At 72.0% G+C, this 18972-nt stretch carries 21 protein-coding genes; 19 read left to right on the top strand and 2 right to left on the bottom strand.

Annotated elements, in window-relative coordinates; genetic code table 11:
* Nucleotides 1–36 precede the first annotated feature (36 nt).
* The 5 genes from AC1UE5_RS21555 to AC1UE5_RS21535 are packed head-to-tail and all read left to right on the top strand — an operon-like array spanning nt 37 to nt 5307.
* On the top strand, nt 37–624 hold the full coding sequence (locus AC1UE5_RS21555) for a DUF4126 family protein (RefSeq protein WP_482927428.1): 588 nt from the start codon (nt 37–39) through the stop codon (nt 622–624).
* Between the two features lie 18 nt (nt 625–642).
* Nucleotides 643–2103 carry an alkaline phosphatase family protein gene (locus AC1UE5_RS21550; RefSeq protein WP_482927426.1) on the top strand — a complete coding sequence of 487 codons (1461 nt, stop codon included), beginning with the start codon at nt 643–645 and terminating at the stop codon, nt 2101–2103.
* A complete protein-coding gene (locus tag AC1UE5_RS21545) occupies nt 2100–2540 on the top strand; it encodes a GtrA family protein (RefSeq protein WP_482927424.1) in 441 nt (146 codons plus the stop codon). Before AC1UE5_RS21550 ends, AC1UE5_RS21545 begins: the two co-directional genes overlap by 4 nt.
* Entirely contained in the window at nt 2537–4180 is a 1644-nt protein-coding gene (locus tag AC1UE5_RS21540) for a hypothetical protein (RefSeq protein ID WP_482927422.1), read from the top strand. Before AC1UE5_RS21545 ends, AC1UE5_RS21540 begins: the two co-directional genes overlap by 4 nt.
* 59 nt (nt 4181–4239) lie before the next feature.
* Nucleotides 4240–5307 (top strand): glycosyltransferase 87 family protein, encoded by a 1068-nt coding sequence (locus tag AC1UE5_RS21535; protein ID WP_482927420.1) that lies wholly within the window; start codon nt 4240–4242, stop codon nt 5305–5307.
* Here AC1UE5_RS21535 and AC1UE5_RS21530 read toward each other — a convergent pair.
* Entirely contained in the window at nt 5240–6034 is a 795-nt protein-coding gene (locus AC1UE5_RS21530) for a TIGR00282 family metallophosphoesterase (RefSeq protein WP_482927418.1), read from the bottom strand. The genes AC1UE5_RS21535 and AC1UE5_RS21530 overlap by 68 nt on opposite strands.
* 21 nt (nt 6035–6055) lie before the next feature.
* Here AC1UE5_RS21530 and AC1UE5_RS21525 point away from each other — a divergent pair, with 21 nt between their 5' ends.
* The 12 genes from AC1UE5_RS21525 to AC1UE5_RS21470 are packed head-to-tail and all read left to right on the top strand — an operon-like array spanning nt 6056 to nt 17042.
* Nucleotides 6056–7207, top strand: a complete 1152-nt coding sequence (locus tag AC1UE5_RS21525; protein ID WP_482927416.1) for an AI-2E family transporter — start codon at nt 6056–6058, stop codon at nt 7205–7207.
* Complete coding sequence (locus tag AC1UE5_RS21520; protein ID WP_482927414.1) at nt 7204–7896, top strand: ABC transporter ATP-binding protein; 693 nt, start codon at nt 7204–7206, stop codon at nt 7894–7896. The genes AC1UE5_RS21525 and AC1UE5_RS21520 overlap by 4 nt, the downstream gene beginning before the upstream one ends.
* Nucleotides 7897–9255, top strand: coding sequence for an ABC transporter permease (locus AC1UE5_RS21515; RefSeq protein ID WP_482927412.1), 1359 nt, complete (start codon nt 7897–7899; stop codon nt 9253–9255).
* Nucleotides 9256–9277: 22 nt separating this feature from the next.
* Nucleotides 9278–10255, top strand: coding sequence for a porphobilinogen synthase (gene hemB / locus AC1UE5_RS21510; protein ID WP_482927410.1), 978 nt, complete (start codon nt 9278–9280; stop codon nt 10253–10255).
* A complete protein-coding gene (gene ahbA / locus AC1UE5_RS21505; protein ID WP_482927408.1) occupies nt 10240–11316 on the top strand; it encodes a siroheme decarboxylase subunit alpha in 1077 nt (358 codons plus the stop codon). Before hemB ends, ahbA begins: the two co-directional genes overlap by 16 nt.
* A gap of 8 nt (nt 11317–11324) precedes the next feature.
* Entirely contained in the window at nt 11325–12617 is a 1293-nt protein-coding gene (gene hemL / locus AC1UE5_RS21500; protein ID WP_482927406.1) for a glutamate-1-semialdehyde 2,1-aminomutase, read from the top strand.
* A complete protein-coding gene (locus tag AC1UE5_RS21495; protein WP_482927404.1) occupies nt 12614–13057 on the top strand; it encodes a hypothetical protein in 444 nt (147 codons plus the stop codon). Before hemL ends, AC1UE5_RS21495 begins: the two co-directional genes overlap by 4 nt.
* Before the next feature lie 45 nt (nt 13058–13102).
* Nucleotides 13103–13777, top strand: a complete 675-nt coding sequence (locus AC1UE5_RS21490; RefSeq protein ID WP_482927402.1) for a QcrA and Rieske domain-containing protein — start codon at nt 13103–13105, stop codon at nt 13775–13777.
* A gap of 3 nt (nt 13778–13780) precedes the next feature.
* The gene (locus tag AC1UE5_RS21485) at nt 13781–14587 is read left to right on the top strand and encodes a cytochrome b (protein ID WP_482927400.1); all 807 of its coding nucleotides are present in this window, start codon (nt 13781–13783) and stop codon (nt 14585–14587) included.
* Nucleotides 14588–15340 (top strand): c-type cytochrome, encoded by a 753-nt coding sequence (locus tag AC1UE5_RS21480; RefSeq protein ID WP_482927398.1) that lies wholly within the window; start codon nt 14588–14590, stop codon nt 15338–15340.
* Nucleotides 15337–16065, top strand: a complete 729-nt coding sequence (gene ubiE / locus AC1UE5_RS21475; RefSeq protein ID WP_482927396.1) for a bifunctional demethylmenaquinone methyltransferase/2-methoxy-6-polyprenyl-1,4-benzoquinol methylase UbiE — start codon at nt 15337–15339, stop codon at nt 16063–16065. Before AC1UE5_RS21480 ends, ubiE begins: the two co-directional genes overlap by 4 nt.
* Nucleotides 16062–17042, top strand: coding sequence for a polyprenyl synthetase family protein (locus tag AC1UE5_RS21470; protein WP_482927394.1), 981 nt, complete (start codon nt 16062–16064; stop codon nt 17040–17042). The genes ubiE and AC1UE5_RS21470 overlap by 4 nt, the downstream gene beginning before the upstream one ends.
* 22 nt (nt 17043–17064) lie before the next feature.
* Here the strand turns inward: AC1UE5_RS21470 and AC1UE5_RS21465 are convergent, their stop codons facing one another.
* Entirely contained in the window at nt 17065–17520 is a 456-nt protein-coding gene (locus tag AC1UE5_RS21465) for a hypothetical protein (RefSeq protein WP_482927392.1), read from the bottom strand.
* Between the two features lie 96 nt (nt 17521–17616).
* On the opposite strand from AC1UE5_RS21465, the gene tatA reads away from it, so the two are divergent.
* Entirely contained in the window at nt 17617–17877 is a 261-nt protein-coding gene (tatA, locus tag AC1UE5_RS21460) for a twin-arginine translocase TatA/TatE family subunit (protein ID WP_482927390.1), read from the top strand.
* A gap of 21 nt (nt 17878–17898) precedes the next feature.
* Nucleotides 17899–18963 carry a twin-arginine translocase subunit TatC gene (gene tatC, locus AC1UE5_RS21455; protein ID WP_482927388.1) on the top strand — a complete coding sequence of 355 codons (1065 nt, stop codon included), beginning with the start codon at nt 17899–17901 and terminating at the stop codon, nt 18961–18963.
* Nucleotides 18964–18972: the final 9 nt, after the last annotated feature.

Here is an 18972-nt window from a genome sequence, read left to right as displayed (position 1 = left end):
TCGCGGGGCGAACTCCCGGTACACCCTAACGGAGCAATGGACACCGTCTTCGACATCCTCACCGGCCTCGGCCTGGCCACGGCGGCCGGCATCCGGCCCTTCCTGCCCGGCCTCGCGGCCGGCGCGTTCGCCGCGGCGAACCTCACGATCGACTTCGACGGGACCGACTTCGCGTTCCTGGAGGGGACCGGCTGGCTGCTGGCGCTGGTCGTCGCGCTGATCCTCGTCACGCTCGCCGAACGCAGCGGCGACGGCGAGGAGGACCGCGGCCCGCTTTCGATCGCCATCCTCGTCGCGGGCATGGCGGTCGGCGCCGGCCTCTTCGCGGGCACGCTCGCCGACCACTCGGACACCTGGTGGCCGGGCATCCCCGCCGGCCTGCTCGTCGCGGCCTTCGCCTGGTACGCGACCCGCGGCCTGTTCGCGCGCGTGCGCGGGCGGCTGGACAGCGAGGCACGCTCGGCGCTCGCGGTGTACGTCGACGGCGGCGCGCTGCTCGTCGCGGTGCTGTCGATCCTCGCGCCGCCCCTCGCGCTCGTCGCGCTCGGCTTCCTCGTGTGGCTGCTGCTGAGCGGCCGCAAGAAGGAAGGCCAGAAGTACGCGGGCCTGCGGATCCTCCGCTAGCGGAAGGGCCGTCGCCCGGTGCCCAAGAAGCTCGTCCTCGCGGTGATCGACGGCCTCAAGCCGTCGGCGCTGGAGAAGGCGGTGTCGACCGGCCGCGCGCCCACGCTCGGCCTGCTGATGGAGCGCGGGACGTACGTCGACGACTGCGTCGCCGCGTTCCCGTCGGTCACGCCCGTGTGCGCGGCGGCGATCGCCACCGGCACGCTGCAGGACCGCCACCGCATCCCGTCGATGAACTGGTGGTGGCGCGACGAGCGGCGCTACGTCGAGTACGGCTCGAGCTTCGGCGCGTCGCGCAAGCTCGGCATCAGCCGCCAGCTCACCGACACCGTCTACCGGATGAACATGGAGCACCTGAGCCCCGAGACGCTCACCGTGTTCGAGGCGCTCGACGACGCCGGGCTGCGCACCGCCGGGACGACGTACCTCATGTACCGCGGCCGGCACGAGCACCAGGTCACGCGCGACAGCGCGCTGACGCGGATCGCGTCCAGCACGCTCTTCCGCCGCCCGATCAAGGGCCCGCGCGAGCTGTTCTACGCCGACCTGTACGCGTCGCAGAAGACGAGCTGCCGCAGCCAGCTCGGCATGCCGGGCATCCGCGACCAGCACTCGGGCTGCGTCTCGGCGCACCTGGTCGAGCAGGACCTGTTCGACTTCCTCCTCCTGTCGCTGCCCGACAACGACACGCACTCGCACAAGTACGGGCCGCACGCCCAGGTGCAGTCGATCCACGAGGCCGACCACCAGATCGAGCGCGTGATGCACGCCGGCGGCGGGCCCGAGCGCTTCCTGGAGGAGCACGCCGTGATCGTCATGGCCGACCACTCCCACGCGGCGGTCGAGCGGTCGGTCGACCTCTTCGCGCTGTTCGACGCGTTCGACATCACCGGGCCGCAGGGCGCCAAGCCCGAGGACGCGGAGATCGCGGTCTGCCCGGCGCAGCGCAGCGCGATGGTCTACGTGCTGGAGCCCGAGGGCCGCGCCGAGCTCGTGCCGCGCCTCATCGCGACCGCGCTGGAGGAGGAGGGCGTCGACCTCGTCATGCACCGCGAGGAGGGCGTCGGCGTGATCGTCTCCCGCCGCGGCGCGCTGACGTTCGCGCCCGGCGAGGAGGTCGCCGACCCGCGCGGCCTGCGGTGGGTCGTCCGCGGCAACCTCGACGTGCTCGACGCGCGCGTCGAGGACGGCGTGTTCCGCTCCGACACGTACCCGGACGCGCTCGCGCGGGTGTGGGCGGCGCTGCAGTGCGAGACGTCGGGCGACCTGCTGCTCTCCGCCGCGCCCGGCCAGGAGTTCGTCGACTGGGGCGGCGCGGACCACGTGGGCGGCGGCTCGCACGGCTCGCTGCACCGCAGCGACTCGCTCGGCGCGCTCATCCTCACCGGCGTCGAGGGCCTGGAGCAGCGCGAGCAGTGGAGCATCGCGGACATCGCTCCGCAGACGCTGCGGCACTTCCAGGTAGCCTCGGACGGGTGAGCACCGACGACGTCTCGATCGCCCTGCGCACCCGCGTGGGCGCGGGGATGCGGCACCCGGCGAACTGGCTGGAGCTCGTGCGCTTCGCCGCCGTCGGCGGCAGCGGCTACGTCGTCAACCTGCTCGTGTTCACGGCGATGGTCGAGGGTGCCGACGCAGACCACAAGCTGGCCGCGTTCGTGGCGTTCCTGGTCGCGGTGGCCAACAACTTCCTCTGGAACCGGCGCTGGACCTTCCGCGCCCACGACGGCCACGCGGGCTTCCAGGCCGCGCGCTTCCTGGCCGTCAGCGTCGGCGCGTTCCTCTTCAGCTTCGCGATCCTCGAGCTGCTGGTGACGGCTGCGGGCGTGCCCGAGGTGCCGGCCCAGGCGGTGTCGATCGTGTGCGCGACGCCGCTCTCGTTCCTCGGCAACAAGCTCTGGACGTTCGGCCGGTGAGACGCGCCGCGGCGGCGGCGCTCGCGGCCGTGCTCCTCCTGGCCGGGGCCCTGACGCTCGGCTCGGCCTCCCTCGCGCCCGCCACCGCGCAGGCGCAGGAGCTCAAGTCGGTCCCCGACCTCGACTCGCGGCCCGCGCTCTTCCAGCGCACCGGGCGCGAGGTGGCGCGCATCGCGCTGACGCGCCGCGAGGTGCGCGAGGAGGTCGCCGAGTACGACCGGCCGGTGCGCGAGGTCTACACCAAGGGCGTCGGCCGCTGGCAGGTGAGTTGGTTCACGCGCACGCCGCCCGGCAGTCCCCGCAAGGAGATCGCGCAGGTGCTGATCGACGACAGCACGGGCGTGATCGTCGAGGCGTGGACCGACTACAAGGTCGCGTGGACGATGGCGCGGGGCTACGAGGGCGCGTTCGGGCGCAAGGTCAACGCGCCCTACGTCTGGATCCCGCTGCTGATCGCGTTCATCGTGCCGTTCGTCGATTGGCGCCGGCCCTTCCGCTGGCTCCACCTCGACCTGCTCGTGCTCGGCGGCTTCAGCGCGTCGCTGGCGTTCTTCAACGACGCGCAGATCGACAAGTCGGTGCCGCTCGTCTTCCCGCTGCTCGCCTACCTGCTGGGGCGGATGCTCGTCGTCGGGCTCAGGCGCGGCCGGCCGATGGAGATGCCGCGGCTGTGGATCCCGCCGTCGTACCTGCTCATCGCGCTGATCTTCCTCGTCGGCTTCCGGATCGGGCTCAACCTGACGAGCTCGAACGTCATCGACGTCGGCTACGCGGGCGTGATCGGGGCGGACCGCATCGCGCACGGCGAGCCGGTCTACGGCAACTTCCCGGACGACAACCAGCACGGCGACACGTACGGGCCGCTCAACTACCTGCTCTACCTGCCGTTCGAGCTGCTCTTCCCGTGGACGGGCGTGTGGAACGACCTGCCCGCCGCGCACGGCGCGGCCATCGTGTTCGACCTCGCGACGCTGATCGGCCTCTACGTCCTCGGCCGCCGGGTGGCCGGGCACGCGCTGGGCGTCGCGCTGGCGTACGCGTGGGCCGCGTTCCCGTTCACGCTCTTCGTCCTGAACTGCAACGCGAACGACGCGCTGGTCTCCGCGCTGCTCGTCGGGACGCTGCTGGTGGTGTCGAGCGCGCCGGCGCGCGGCCTCTTCGCGGGCCTCGCGGCGATGGCGAAGTTCGCGCCGGCGGCGCTCGTGCCGCTGCTGGCGACGCACGGGATGGAGGGCGACCCGTGGCCGGTGAAGCTCCGCAAGCTCGTGCTGTTCGGGCTGCCGTTCGTGGCGACGGTGGTCGGCCTGCTGGCGCTCGTGGTCGACGACCTCGGGACGTTCTGGGACGTCTCGGTGGCGTTCCAGGCCGATCGCGACGCGCCGTTCTCCATCTGGGGCCTGTACGACCTCGACCTGCTCCAGAAGCTCGTGCAGGCCGGCGCTGTCATCCTGGCCCTCGCGCTCGCCGTGGCGCCGCGCCGGCACGACGTCGCGGGCCTCGCGGCGCTGTGCGCGGCGATCCTCATCGCGCTTCAGCTCAGCGTCACGTACTGGTTCTACCTCTACATCGTGTGGTTCTTCCCGCTCGTCATGCTCGCCGTCTTGGCCCCGCGGCCGCTCTCGCAGCGGTCTACGGCCTAGCGGTCACCGTCGGGCCCACGTCCGACGTCTCCGTCAACGACCTCTACGTCTACCGGTCGATGACGGCGTTCGTCCAGGACGGCATGCGGCCCTACCTGGACTGGCAGTTCGAGTACCCGCCGCTCGCGATCGTGCCGATCGCGCTGGGCGGCGCGTTCGGCAACGACGAGGTGACGTACCCGATCGTCTTCGGCCTCCTGATGCTCGCCTGTCTGCTCGTCCTCCAGCGGTGGGTGGGGGCGCTCGGCGGGCGGGCGGCGATGTGGGCGTGCGTGCCGGCGCCGCTGCTGCTCGGCGCGCAGATCCGCACCCACTACGACCTGCTCCCGGCGGCGATCGTGGCGGGCGCGCTGCTGCTCTTCGCGCGCGGGCGGACGACGTGGGCGTTCGCGGCGCTCGGCGTGGGGACGGTGGTGAAGCTGACGCCGATCATGCTCGTCCCGATCGCGGTGCTCTGGCTGTGGGGCCGGGGGCAGCGGGAACGGATCCTGCCCGGCGTCGCGGCGTTCACCGCGGTGGTCGTCGCGGTGTGCCTGCCGTTCTGGGGCGACGGGTTCCTCGAGCAGTTCCGCTTCCACCTGGAGCGGCCGGTGCAGATCGAGTCGACGGCGGCGACGGTGCTGTCGATCCTCGGCGACTCGTACGTGACCGGCACCGAGGCGACGCCCGACCGGTTCAAGTCGAACGGCCTGGCGGGCGGCTACGCGGACGGCGTCCAGGGGCTGTTCACCGCCGCGCTCGGGCTGACCTACCTCGGCCTGCTGCTGCTGAGCGCGCGCGGCGGCGACATCCGCCGGCTGGCCCTGCTCGGCCTCGCGACGACCGTGGCCTTCATGGCGCTGGGCAAGGTGCTGAGCCCGCAGTACCTGACGTGGCTGCTGCCGTTCGCGGCGCTGTGCTGGGCGTGGGGCGACCGCGCGATCGCGCTGCTGTGCGCGGCGGCCGCGCTCGTGACCCAGCTCGAGTTCCCCTCGCGCTACTTCGACGTGGTCGAGCAGCAGACGTTCGCCGTCGCGCTCGTCGGCGTCCGCAACGCGCTGCTGCTCGCGCTGCTCGCGGTCACCGTCGCCACGGTCGCCGCACCGGCTCGATCGCCTCGGCCCGCAGCGGCCCCGAGCACCGGATGAACGCGCCCATCACCCACGGGTCGTCCTCGGACGTCTCGAACCGCACGCCGAGCTGGTCGACGAGGGACTGGATCGCCTGCTCCTTCTTGACGCCGATGACGCCGCCGCGCGGGCCGGTCATCCCCACGTCGCTCATGTAGGCCGTCCCCTTCGGCAGCACGCGCTCGTCCGCGGTCGGGACGTGCGTGTGCGTGCCGAGCACCGCGGTCACGCGGCCGTCGAGGTACCAGCCCATCGCGACCTTCTCGCTCGTCGCCTCCGCGTGGAGGTCGACGAGGATGTGGTCGGCCTTGCCGTCGAGCTCGTTCAGGACGCGCTCGATCTCGTCGAACGGCGAGCCGGCCGCCTTCAGGAAGACGGTGCCGATGAGGTTCACCACCGCCAGCCGCACGCCGTCGCGCTCGACGATCGTCACGCCCTTGCCCGGGTGGCGCTTGAGGAAGTTCGCCGGCCGGATGATCCGGTCGTGCTCGCGCAGGTACGGGAAGATCTCGCGCTTGTGGTACGCGTGGTTGCCGAGCGTGATCACGTCCACGCCGGCCGCGAACAGCTCGTCGGCGATCTTCGGCGTGATGCCCAGGCCGCCGGCCGCGTTCTCGCCGTTGACGACGACGAACGTGGGCCGCAGCTCCTCGCGCAGCGCCGGCAGCGTGCCGAGCAGCGTCCGGCGCCCGAGGCCCCCGACGACGTCGCCGAGGAAGAGGATGGACGTCGAGCCGTCGGTCACGGCTGAGATGCTTGGGCCGCGATGAGCGAGGGGTCGCAGGAGCCGCAGGAGCGCCCGGAGGGTCCGGCGCCCCTGGTCGTGCCGCGGTGGGTCCAGCTCGTCACGCTGCCGCTCGCCGTGCTGGGGCTGTGGGCCCTCGCCCGGGCGGCGGGCGTGGTGCTGCTCGTCTTCGTCGTGGCGGCCGTCATCGCGCTCATCCTGAACCCCATGGTGGCGGCCCTGCAGCGCGCCCGCCTCCCGCGCGGTCTCGCGGTGGCCTGCGTCTACCTCGCGTTCTTCGCGTTCCTCGTCGTCGCGGGGCTCGTCCTGTCGAACCCGATCGCCGACCAGGTGGCTGCCTTCCAGGACGACGTGCCGGAGCTGATCGACGACGCCAACGCGTCGCTCGCCGACCTGCAGACGTGGTTCGACGACCAGGGCATCGACGTCGAGATCCAGGCCCAGGGCGAGACGGCGCTCGGCACGCTGCAGAGCCAGATCCTGGAGGGCTCGGGCGAGATCGTGACGTTCACCGGCGAGCTGCTGCGCGAGATCGTCGAGGTGTCGATCCAGCTCGTCCTCGTGCTCGTGCTGAGCATCTACATGCTGCTCTACGGCCCGCGGATCGGGGCGCTGGTGCGGTCGGTCATGCCGCCCGGCGACGGGACGCCCGAGGACGACTACCCGACGCGCGTGCAGAAGGCGGTGTCGGGCTACGTCCGCGGGCAGATCGCGTTCAGCACGATCATGGGCACGAGCGCGGGCGTGGCGCTGTGGATCTTCGGCGAGCTCGGCATCTTCGAGGCGGGCAAGACGTACGCGCTGGCGTTCGGCGCGTGGTTCGGGCTGATGGAGCTCGTGCCGTTCGTCGGGCCCGTGCTCGGCGCGCTGCCGCCGCTCATCGTCGCGTTCCTCGACGAGCCGCTCACCGGCGTGTGGGTCGGCCTGCTCTTCCTCGCGCTGCAGCAGCTCGAGGGCCACGTCGTCGCGCCGCAGGTGTTCGCGTACACGCTGCGCATCAACCCGCTGCTCGTGATCTTCGCGCTGCTCCTGGGCGCCGAGATCTACGGGCTCGTCGGCGCGCTGATCGCGCTGCCGATCGCCGCGGTGGTCCGTGAGACCGTGGTCTACCTGCGCCGCCACCTGGTGCTGGAGCCGTGGGACACCGGCGGCAGTAGCCTGCCGCCCGGATGATCGCGGCCGAGAGCGTCACGAAGCGCTACGGCGCGCACGAGGCCCTGCGCGGCGTCAGCTTCACCGCCACCCCCGGCGAGCGCCTCGCGATCATCGGACCCAACGGCGCCGGCAAGACGACGCTCCTGTCGATCCTCGGCGGCCTGCTGGAGCCGACCTCGGGGACGGTGCGCAGCGAGAACGGCGGCGTCGGCTGGGTGCCGCAGCAGACGGCGGTCTACCGCAAGCTCAGCGTCGCGGAGAACCTGCGGCTGTTCGCGCGGCTGGAGCGGGTCGCGGATCCCGGCGCGGCGGTCGCGCGGGCGCTGGAGGACACCGGCCTCGCCGACCGCGCGGACGACGAGCTGGGGACCCTGAGCGGCGGCAACCAGCAGCGCGTGAACATCGCGATCGGCCTGCTCGCCGACCCGCCGGTGCTGCTGCTCGACGAGCCGTCCTCCGCGCTCGACCCGCGCCACCGCCAGCGCGTGTGGTCGTTCCTGGATCGCAAGGCGGCGGGCGGCACGACGATCGTCTTCACGACGCACGACCTCGCCGAGGCCGCGCGCCACGCCGACCGCGTGCTCGTCCTGGCCGACGGCGAGCGGCTGTTCGAGGGCACGCCGGGCGAGCTGGAGACGGCGGTGGGCGGGCCGGCGAAGGACTTCGAGGCGGCGTTCGTCGCGTTCCTCGCGGAGCGCGGGCACTAAGTGCGCTGGCTCCTCGTCAAGGACCTGCAGATCCTGCGGCGCTCGCCGCTGCTCGTGGCGCTGCTCGTGGCCTACCCGGTGCTCGTCGCGCTGCTGATCGGGTTCTCGCTCTCGGGCGGGCCGGAGAAGCCGCGCGTCGCGTTCGTCAACGAGGTGCCGCCGGGCGAGGGCACGTTCTCGGTCGGCGGCGAGACGCGCGACGCGGCGACGTACGCCGACCGGCTGTTCGAGCGCGTCGACCCGATCCGCGTCGAGACGCGCGAGGAGGCGGTCGACCTCGTCGAGTCCGGTGAGGCGCTCGGCGCGCTCATCATCCCCGCCGACGCCGCCGACCGGCTGCGCAGCTCGCTCTCGCTGACCGGGGACGGCGAGCGGCCGCAGGTCGAGGTGATCTACAACGGCGAGGACCCGCTGAAGCGGCGGTTCGTCGAGTCGACGATCGAGTCGACGCTGGCGGAGGCGAACCTCGCGCTGTCCAAGGAGATCACGAAGGTCGGCGCCGACTACCTCGACATCCTGCTCAAGGGCGGGACGATCGACCTGTTCCTGCGCGAGTTCGACGTGCTGGGGCTGGAGCGGTCGGCGCAGATCCTGCGCGACGTCGAGGCCCGGCTGCCGGAGGACTCGGAGGCGCGGGAGGAGCTCGAGCAGGTCGAGCGGTTCGCGCAGCTCGCGGTCGACAACCTCGACCTCTCCGACGCGATCCTCGCCTCGATCAGCGAGCCGGTGACGGTCAAGCAGACGGTCCTCGCGGGCTCCCGGACGCCGCTCGACGCGTTCGCGGTGGCGGTCGCCGTGACGGTCTCGCTGATGTTCGTCTGCGTGCTGCTCGCGGCCGGGATGCTCGCGCTGGAGCGGGAGGAGCACGCGTTCGGCCGCCTCGTCCGCGGCCTCGTCGGCCGCACCGCGCTGCTGGCGGAGAAGGTCGCGCTGGCCGCGCTGTGCTCGTTCGCGCTCGGGACGCTGCTCGTCGCGGGGCTGAGCGTGTTCGTGGAGATCAGCTGGTCGCAGGCGCCGCTGTGGCTGCTGGCGCTGCTGCTCGGCGCGGCGGCGTTCGGCGCGCTGGGCGTCGCGATCGGCGCGGCCGCCCGCGAGGTCCGCGCGGCCTCGCTGCTCGCGTTCCTCCTCTCGCTGCCGATCGCGTTCCTCGCTCTCGTCCCGTCGGGCGCGGTGGCGCCGACGCTCTACGACGTCATCACGGCGATCAGCGCGCTCTTCCCGTTCGACCCGACGCTGGACGCGCTCGACCGCACGCTCAACGACAGCGGCGAGTCGGCCTGGGGCCCGCTCCTCCACCTGGTCGCGCTGGTCGCCGCCTGGGGCGCCATCGGGCGCCTCGCCCTCCGCCGCTTCGGCTGACCGGCACTAGGCTTGGTGGCCGATGGCCTTTCCGCAGACCCGACTGCGCCGGCTGCGCCGGACGAGTCCCCTGCGCGACCTGGTCCGGGAGACGCGCGTCGAGCCCGGCGACCTGGTCCTCCCGCTCTTCGTCGAGGAGGGGTTGGACGCCCCGACGCCGATCGCCGCGATGCCCGGCGTCTCGCGCCACTCGATCGCCTCCGCCGTCGACGAGGCCGCCGAGGCGGCCCAGCTCGGGCTCGGCGCGATCATCCTCTTCGGCATCCCGGCCGCGAAGGACGAGGAGGGCTCGGGCGCGTGGGACGACGACGGCGTCGTCCAGGTCGCGACGCGCGCGATCAAGGCGCAGCACCCCGACCTCGTCGTGATGACCGACGTGTGCCTGTGCGAGTACACGAGCCACGGCCACTGCGGCCTGCTCACCGCCGACGGCGAGGTGGACAACGACAGCTCGGTCGAGCTGCTCGCCCGCACCGCGGTCTCGCACGCGCGCGCCGGCGCCGACGTCGTCGCGCCCAGCGACATGATGGACGGCCGCGTGGGCGCGATCCGCGCGGCGCTCGACGGGGAAGGGTTCACCGACGTGCCGATCGTCGCCTACTCCGCCAAGTACGCGTCCGCGTTCTACGAGCCGTTCCGCGACGCCGCCGACTCCACCCCGAGCTTCGGCGACCGGCGCGGCTACCAGATGGACCCGGGCAACGCCGACGAGGCGCTGCGCGAGGTCCTGCTCGACGTCGAGGAGGGCGCGGACGTGGTCATGGTCAAGCCGGGCCTGCCGTACCTGGACGTCGTCCGCCGGGTCAAGGAGGCGACGCGCATGCCGCTCTGCGTCTACTCCGTCGGCGGGGAGTACCTGATGGTCAAGGCCGCCGCCGCGACGGGTCACCTGGACGAGCGGCGCAGCGTGCTGGAGATCCTCACCGGGATCCGGCGCGCGGGGGCCGACATCATCATCACCTACCACGCGAAGGACGCTGCCCGATGGCTTCACCAGTAGCGAAGGTCCGGAGCCGCACCCACGGGGCCGCGCGGCCGCTGGAGGACCTGGAGCGCAAGCTCCTCAACCTGATGCAGGGGAAGTTCCCCCTCGCCCGGCGCCCCTACGCCGCCGTCGCCGAGGCCGCGGGCATCACCGAGGAGGAGTGCCTGGCGCGCGTCCAGCGGCTCCTCGACGACCGGATCATCCGCCAGGTCACGCCGATCTTCGACACCCGCGCGTTCGGCTACGGCTCGATGCTCGTCGCGGCGAAGGTCGATCCCGAGCACCCCTGGCGCGCGGCGAAGGCGATCAACGCGCACCCGGGCGTGAGCCACAACTACCTGCGCAACCACGACTTCAACATGTGGTTCACGATCGCGGTCGAGGAGGAGTCCAAGCTCGGCCTCGACGGGACGCTGGAGGTGCTCGCCAAGGAGGCCGGCGCGACGTCGGTGCGTCAGCTGCCGACGCTCCAGCTCTTCAAGATCCGCATGGACCTGGAGATGGAGGGCGACACCCAGTCGCTCGCGTCGAAGGTCGAGGCGGTCACGCCCGCGCCGGTCGAGAAGGTCGACTTCGACGAGCGCGACAAGGCGGTCGTCCGCGCCACGCAGGGCGACATGCCGGTGGTCGCCGAGCCGTACGCGCCCGCCGCGGCCGAGCTGGGGATGACCCAGGAGGAGCTGCTCGAGCATCTGCAGGGGATGGTCGAGCGGGGCCTCCTGCGGCGCGTCGCCGCGATCCTCTTCCACCGCCGCGCGGGCTTCTCCGCGAACGGCATGGGCGTCTGGAAGGTCCCCGAGGACCAGATCGACGCGATCGGCCCGCAGATGGCCGCCTACCGCGGCATCAGCCACTGCTACCAGCGGCCCACCTACGAGGACTGGCCGTACTCGGTGTTCACGATGGCCCACGGGCGCTCCAAGGAGGAGTGCGACGCCATCCTCGACGCGATCGCCGACGAGTTCGGCGTCACCGAGCGCGCCACGCTCTACTCCTCGACCGAGTTCAAGAAGATCCGCCTCCTGTACTTCACGGAGGACTTCAAGAACTGGGAACGCGAGCACGCGGGGGTCTGAGGCAGCTCGTGGCCGTCTCCATCCGCGACACGAAGTCCGCCGCCCTCTACGAGCGGGCCGTGCGCTACCTCCCCGGCGGGGTCAACTCGCCCGTCCGGGCCATGCGGTCGATCGGCCGCGACCCGATCTTCATCGACCGCGCCGACGGCGCGGAGATCCAGGACGTCGACGGCAACCGGTACGTCGACTGGGTCATGTCGTGGGGGCCGCTCGTCCACGGGCACGCGCACCCGGACATCCTCGCGGCGATCTCCGAGGCCGCCGCGCACGGCACGACGTTCGGCGCGCCGACGGCCGCCGAGGTCGACCTGGCCGAGGAGGTCTCGCGCCGCATGCCGAGCGTCGAGATGCTCCGCATGACGTCGTCGGGCACCGAGGCGTCGATGAGCGCCATCCGCCTCGCGCGCGCGGCGACCGGGCGCGAGAAGATCCTGAAGTTCTCCGGCGCCTACCACGGCCACCTCGACGGCCTGCTCGCGGACGCCGGCTCGGGCCTGGCGACGCAGGGCATCCCGGCCTCGCCCGGCGTCCCGGAGGCCGCCACGGCGAACACGATCATCGTCCCGTGGAACGACCCGGAGGCGATCGGGAAGGCCGTCGCCGAGCACGAGCTCGCGGCGATCCTGGCCGAGCCGTACCCGGCGAACATGGGCCTCGTCCCGCCCGCCGAGGGCTTCCTCGAGCTCCTCCGCCAGGCCGCGACCGACAACGGCGCGCTGCTCGTGTTCGACGAGGTCATCAGCGGCTTCCGCGTCAACGTCGGGGGCGCGCAGGAGCGCACCGGCGTCTCCCCCGACCTCACCGTGATGGGCAAGGTCATCGGCGGCGGGCTGCCGGCGGCCGCGTACGGCGGCAAGCGGGCGTTGATGGAGCGCATCGCGCCGGCGGGCGACGTCTACCAGGCGGGCACGCTGTCGGGGAACCCGCTGGCCGTCGCCGCGGGCCTGGCGTCGCTGTCGATGCTCGACGAGCACGCGTACCTGCGGCTCGCCGCGACCACCGAGGCGCTCGCCGACGGCCTCCGCGACGCCGCCGAGCGCGCGGGCGTCGCGGTCCAGATCCCGACCAAGCCGGGCCTCCTCACCGTGTTCTTCGCGGAGGAGCCGGTCCGCAGCTACGCGGACGCCCAGCAGGCCGACCACGCGGCGTACGCGGCGTGGTGCCGCGGGCTGCTCGCGCGCGGCGTCTACGCCCCGCCGTCGGGCTACGAGGCGTGGTTCCCGTCACTCGTCCACGCCCCCGAGCACCTCGAGCGCACGATCGACGCGGCGGCGGCCGCCTTCGCGGAGGCGCGCGGATGAGCACCGCGCCGCTCGACGAGCTCGCGCAGGTGCTGCGCGAGGAGGGCGGGTTGCTCGCCAACGCGCTGCGCGACGCGCCCGAGGGGGAGCCGCTCCCGCCCGGCCCGCGCGCCGAGGTCCGCTTCCTGCTGGAGGCGATCCGCGAGGGCGAGCTGCTCCACTACGACCGCTCGCGGGTCCTCGCGGACCCCGAGCCCGACCTGGCGCTGCTGGCCGGCGACCGGCTGTACGCGCTGGGCCTGCAGCGGCTGGCCGAGCTGGGCGACCTCGAGGCGGTCGCCGCGCTGGCCGACGTCATCTCCGCGACGGCACAAGCACACGCGGAGGACGACATCGCACGCGCACGTGCAGCGTGGGCGAAAGGCCTCGAAATCGTGCATCGCACCGGCACTTCCGCCGAGACCCCCGACCGCCCGACACCGGGCGCAGCGCGGGCGTAGGCTCCCGATGAGTACATTTCCCGGGCCCTAACGGAGCCCCTCCCCTTGCCTGACCGACACTCACAGACCAAGTCCAAGTACACCGTCGACCGGCAGATCCCCGGCGCCTTCGAAGGCGAGACGGTCACCCGTCGGCGGTTCATGGTCGGCACCGTCCACGTCGCGGGCGCGGTCGCCGTGTCCGCGATCGCGCTGCCCGCCCTGGGCTTCGCGCTCGGTCCGATCTTCGAGGAGAAGGAGGAGAACTGGCAGCCCGTCGGTTCGCCGGACTCCTTCCCCGACGACGAGTACATCCCCAAGGTCATCGTGGAGACCGAGGGCATCGGCGTGATCGGCGAGACGACCGTGTACATGCGGCGTCGCAACGAGCAGATCGACACCGAGGAAGCCGACGAGTACAACCAGGTCGTCGCGATCTCGACCCGGTGCATGCACCTCGGCTGCCCGGTACGCTTCATCGCGGCCTCCGAGCGCTTCATCTGCCCCTGCCACGGCGGCGTCTACGACTTCGTCGGCGCGGTCGCCGGTGGCCCGCCGGTCCGGCCGCTCGACCGCTTCTACACCCGCATCCGCAACGGCCAGGTCGAGGTCGGCCCGCGCTTCTCGGTGAACTCCGAGCTGCGCCGTTTCTCGCCGCGCCTCCCGGGTGAGCCGCTCGACGGCATCGGCCAGTTCCTGTACCCCTCGCGCCCCGGCCAGCGCAAGCTCCCGGACACCTAAGCCATGGCACCGAAGATCAAGCTTCCGAAGCCTCCGCTGCCGCCGTCCTTCCGCAGCAAGCCCGCGCCTCCCGGCACCGCCGAGAAGCTGGGCCCGGTCGAGACGGCGAAGGAGGCGGGGATCAGCGCCGTCGACTGGATCGACGAGCGCACGTCCCTCTCCGGCGGCGGCCGGTGGATGATGTACCGGAAGGTCCCGAAGGGGACCAACTGGTTCTACACGCTCGGCTCCGCCGCGATGTTCGCCTTCCTCAACCAGGCGATCACCGGCGTCTTCCTGGCGATGTACTACCGCCCGTCGGCCAACGAGGCCTACGAGTCCGCGCGCCACATCACGAACGACGTCTTCCTCGGCGAGTTCGTCCGCGGCATGCACAAGTGGGGCTCGACCGTGATGGTCATCCTCGTGTTCCTGCACATGGCCCGCACGTTCTTCTTCGGCGCGTACAAGTACCCGCGCGAGCTGAACTGGGTCATCGGCGTGATCCTGCTCGTCCTCACGATCGTGATGTCGCTGACCGGCTACCTGCTGCCGTTCGACCAGCGGTCCTACTGGGCGACGATCGTGGCCATGAACATCAACGGCACGGGTCCGCTCGTCGGCCCGTACCTGTCCGACTTCCTGATGGGCGGACCGGACTTCAACGCGACCACGTTGTCGAGGTTCTACGCGATCCACATGATGCTCGTACCGGGCCTGATCGGGGCCCTGATCGGAGCGCACCTGTACCTGGTGGCCAAGCTCGGCACCACGGCGCCGCCGTGGCTGAAGGCCGAGGAGCCCCGCGAGCTGCACGAGCGGGAGGCCTAGATGAATCGCCAGGAGAAGGAGCGGTACCTCCGCGAGTACTCGATCCTGAAGGCCCAGGGGAAGCCGTTCTTCCCCTACGCGGTCGCCAAGGACTCGATCATGGCGGCCATCGTCATCGGGATCATCGTCCTGATGGCCCTCGTCCTCGGCGCCGAGCTCGGCCCGAAGGCGGACCCGACGACGACGACCTACGTCCCGCGCCCGGAGTGGTACTTCTTCTTCCTCTTCGAGCTGCTGCGCGTGGTCAAGCCGCCGGAGCTGGTGCCGCTGGCGACCATCGGCATCCCGACGGTCTGCCTCATCCTGTTGCTGCTGCTGCCGTTCTACGACCGTGGTCCGGAGCGGCGCCCCGAGCGTCGTCCGATCGCGACGACGGCGGGCATCCTGACCATCCTCGCCGTCGGCTACCTGACGTTCCTCGGCGCCGAGGCGGGCTCCCCGACCTCGATCGAGATGGACGCCCCGAAGGCGGTCGTCGAGCAGGGCGAGGAGGCGGTGGCCACCTTCGAGGCCGGCAAGCAGGTGACGGCGCAGTCCGGCTGCCTCGGCTGCCACAAGATCGAACACAACGGCAACGACGGCCCTGGGCCGCCGCTGACCGAGATCGGTGAGCGCCTGCCCGCGCAGGCGATCGAGCGGACGCTGCTCAACCCGACCGCTCCGATGCCCTCGTTCCGTGAGCTTCCCCAGGAGCAGCTCGACGACATGGTCGCGTTCCTGGCGATGCTCAAGGGCGAGTCCGTCGACGAGTGACGTCTGACGCTGCAGGCCCGCCCCCGGGCGGGCCTGACTCGGGCCGTCTGGCGGACCCCCAGGTCCGCCAGATGTTCGACCGCATCGCCGGCGTCTACGACCTCATGAACGGGGTCATGACGGCCGGCCTCCACCACCGGTGGCGCGGTCGTGCCGCCGACCTCGCGCGGGTCGGGCCCGGTTCGCGCGTGCTGGACGTCGCGACCGGCACCGGCGACCTGGCGGTCGAGCTGGCCGGGCGCGTGGCGCCCGGTGGCGAGGTCGTCGGGATGGACTTCTCCGAGGGCATGCTCGAGCTCGCTCGCAAGAAGGCGCCGTCGCTGCGCTTCGAGCAGGGCGACGCGCAGGCGCTCGCCTACGCCGACGACGAGTTCGACGCCGCGACCGTCGGGTTCGGCGCGCGCAACTTCGGCGACCTCGAGCAGGGACTGTCGGAGATGGTCCGCGTGGTCAAGCCGGGCGGGCGCGTCGTCGTGCTCGAGATCACCACGCCGACGAAGCCGCCGCTGTCGACGTTCTTCTCGTTGTGGTTCGATCGCATCGTGCCCGGCATCGGCAAGGTCGCGGGAGACTCGGACGCGTACACGTACCTGCCCGCGTCGGTGAAGCGCTTCCCGGACGCGCAGGCGCTCGGCGGCATCATGCACGGCCTCGGCTTGGCCGACGTCGGCTGGGTGCTAACCGCCGGCGGGATCATCGCGATCCACCACGGGACCGTTCGATGAACGCCGCGGCCGTCGACCCGGCGGTCGCGCGGATCGTCGAGGCCGGCGGGCCTCAGATCCCGGCGCTGCTCTCCGCGGTGGAGGAGCGCCTGAGCGCCGTGGCGGCGAGCCGCGGCGCGGTGCTGGCCGAGCACGCCGGCGCGACGATCGCGGCCGGCGGCAAGCGCCTGCGGCCGCTCCTCGTGCTGCTGGCGGCCGGGCCGGAGGCGCCCGCCGACGACGCGGTGCGCGCCGCGGCGGCGGTCGAGCTCGTCCACAGCGCCACGCTCGTCCACGACGACGTGCTCGACACCGCCCACCTGCGCCGCGGCCGGCCGACGGTCTGGGCGGTCGCGGGGCGCGAGATGGCGACGGCGACGGGCGACCTGCTCTTCTCGCGCGCGTTCGCCGAGCTCGCGGCGAACGGGTCGGCCGACCAGGTGCGCGTGCTCTCGTGGGCGTCGTCGGCGCTCGCGCAGGGCGAGCTCGTCCAGCGCGAGGACGCGTGGCGGACCGACGTGTCGGTCGAGCGCTACCTGTTCCGGTGCGAGCTGAAGACGGCGCGGCTGTTCGAGGCGGCGTGCCGGTTGGGGGCGCTGGTCGGCGGCGGCGCGGCGGCGGACGCCGACGCGCTCGGGGCGTTCGGGCACCACGTCGGCCTCGCCTTCCAGCTGCTCGACGACGTGCTGGACGTCAGCGGCCCGCCGGAGAAGACCGGCAAGCACCGCGGGACGGACCTGCTGGATGGCACGGTGACGCTCCCGTTCATCCTCGCGCGCGAACGCGACGTGGCGCTCGCGGAGCTGGACGGGCGGTCGATCGACACGCCGGAGCGGGCCGAGCAGGTGTGCGACGCGATCGCCGCGACGGGCGCGCTCGAGGCGGCGCGCGAGCGGGCGCTCGGCATCGTCGCCGAGGCCAAGCGCGGGTTGCCAGACCTCCCGCAGCGACCGGCCCTGGAGCTGGTCGCCGACGGCGTGGTCGAGCGGTACTCGTAGCGGCGCCAGGGCGCCGCGCGGCCTAGAAGTCCTCGGGGAGGACGTGGTCGCCGTCGAGCGCGGTGACGAAGCGCTCGATCTCGTCCTCCATGTTGGCGGTCATGAGCCGCTTGAGGTCCCGGACGAGGGCCTCGGTTCCGCGGTCGAGCTCCTCGTCGAAGCGCTCGACCGAGTCCTGCGTGAAGACGCCGGTGCCGGACCACTCGCAGTTCGGGCAGCGCAGGACGACCTCCCAGTGCATGGGGCCGGCCTCGTCCCACTCGACCGGGTACACGAGCTCGGACGCGCAGGTGCCGCAGACGTGGAGGTCGTCGTGCTCCTCGATCGAGGGCGCGAGCTCGCGCACGGCGTCGGCCACGGGGTCGTTCGTCGCCGGGGCGAGGAGCTGGTCGTCGAAGTAGACGACCTCGATGGTCTTGCCCGAAGGGAGGACGACGCGGCGGACGTGGTGGTTGTGGCTCTCGGCGTGCTGGCTCATGGTGCTCTCGATCGTTGATCCATTCATCGGTCGCGAGCGCATGCGACTTGACCCCCCCGCCGCTACGCTTGGCGCACACCCTTCCGAGGAGCTTCCATGGGCCCGATCGGCATCCCAGAACTCGTCATCGTCCTCGTCATCCTGCTTGTCATCTTCGGTCCGAAGCGCCTGCCGCAGCTGGGCCGGTCGCTGGGCGGCGGCATGCGGGAGTTCAAGGACTCGATCAGCGGGGAGCGCAAGGACGACGACGACGACACGTCCGACCGCCCCGCGCTCGACGCCGCGCCGACGGCCTCGACGACCAGCGCCGCGGACGCCGAGCGCCGCGACGAGCAGGTCGCCGAGCCGCGCGGCTAGCTCCTCCCCGACCCACCCCGTATGGCCACAGCGCTGCGCAAGCCGGTCTCCCACGAGGACCGGCTGAGCCTCACCGAGCACCTGGAGGAGCTGCGCAGCCGGCTCATCGTCTGCGTGCTCGCGCTGGTGGCCTGCTTCGCGTTCACCTTCTGGCAGAACGAGGCGATCCTCAAGATCGTCAACGAGCCGCTGAAGGAGACGCAGAACCTCGACGACCCGGCGAAGGACTCGAAGGACCCGCTGGAGCAGTCGGCGCGCTTCCAGATCGAGATGGGCAAGGCGCAGAGCGCGGCCGCGCAGGCGCACACGGACGCGGCGCGCGCGTGGCGCGCGGCGGCGGCGTCCACGCGCGACCAGGACGAGAAGGCGCGCTACCTGGCATCCGCGGCGAGCGAGGCCGCGGCGGCGAAGAGCGCCCAGGCCGCGGCGGAGGCGACGCCGACCGACCAGGAGCGCCTGCCCGTGACGCTCGGCGTGGCCGAGCCGTTCACCACCACGGTGTCGATCGCCTTCTACGCCGCGCTGCTGCTCGCGCTGCCGATCCTGCTCTACCAGGCGTACGCGTTCATCCTGCCGGCGTTCGCCCCGGGTGAACGGCGAATAGCGGTGCCGCTCATGTCGATGGTGCCGTTCCTGTTCGCCGCCGGCGTGGCGTTCGGCTACTTCGTCGTGCTGCCGAGAGCCATCGGGTTCCTGCAGAACTTCAACGACGACGACTTCGACATCCTGCTCCAGGCGCGGGACTACTACAAGTTCGCCGTGATGTTCCTCGCCGGCATCGGCGTGCTGTTCCAGGTGCCGATCGTCGTCATCGCGATCACGCGGCTGGGCATCATGACCCCGCGCCAGCTCCAGCAGAACTGGGGCTACGTGCTCCTCGCGCTGGCGGTCGTCGCGGCGATCGCGACGCCGACCCCGGACCCGATCACGATGCTCCTCGCGATGGGCCCCCTCTTCCTGCTCTTCGAGATCAGTATTCTGCTGAGCGCGTGGCTCAATCGCGTCAGCCCGCCTGGTTCCTGGTGGGGCGAGGACGGCGATGAGGACGAGGACAGCTACGCCATCGCGTTCGACGACGAGGACTGAGCCTCCCTA

The sequence above is a fragment of the Parviterribacter multiflagellatus genome, assembly GCF_056863265.1.
This window is presented reverse-complemented; position numbering and strand designations above follow the sequence as displayed.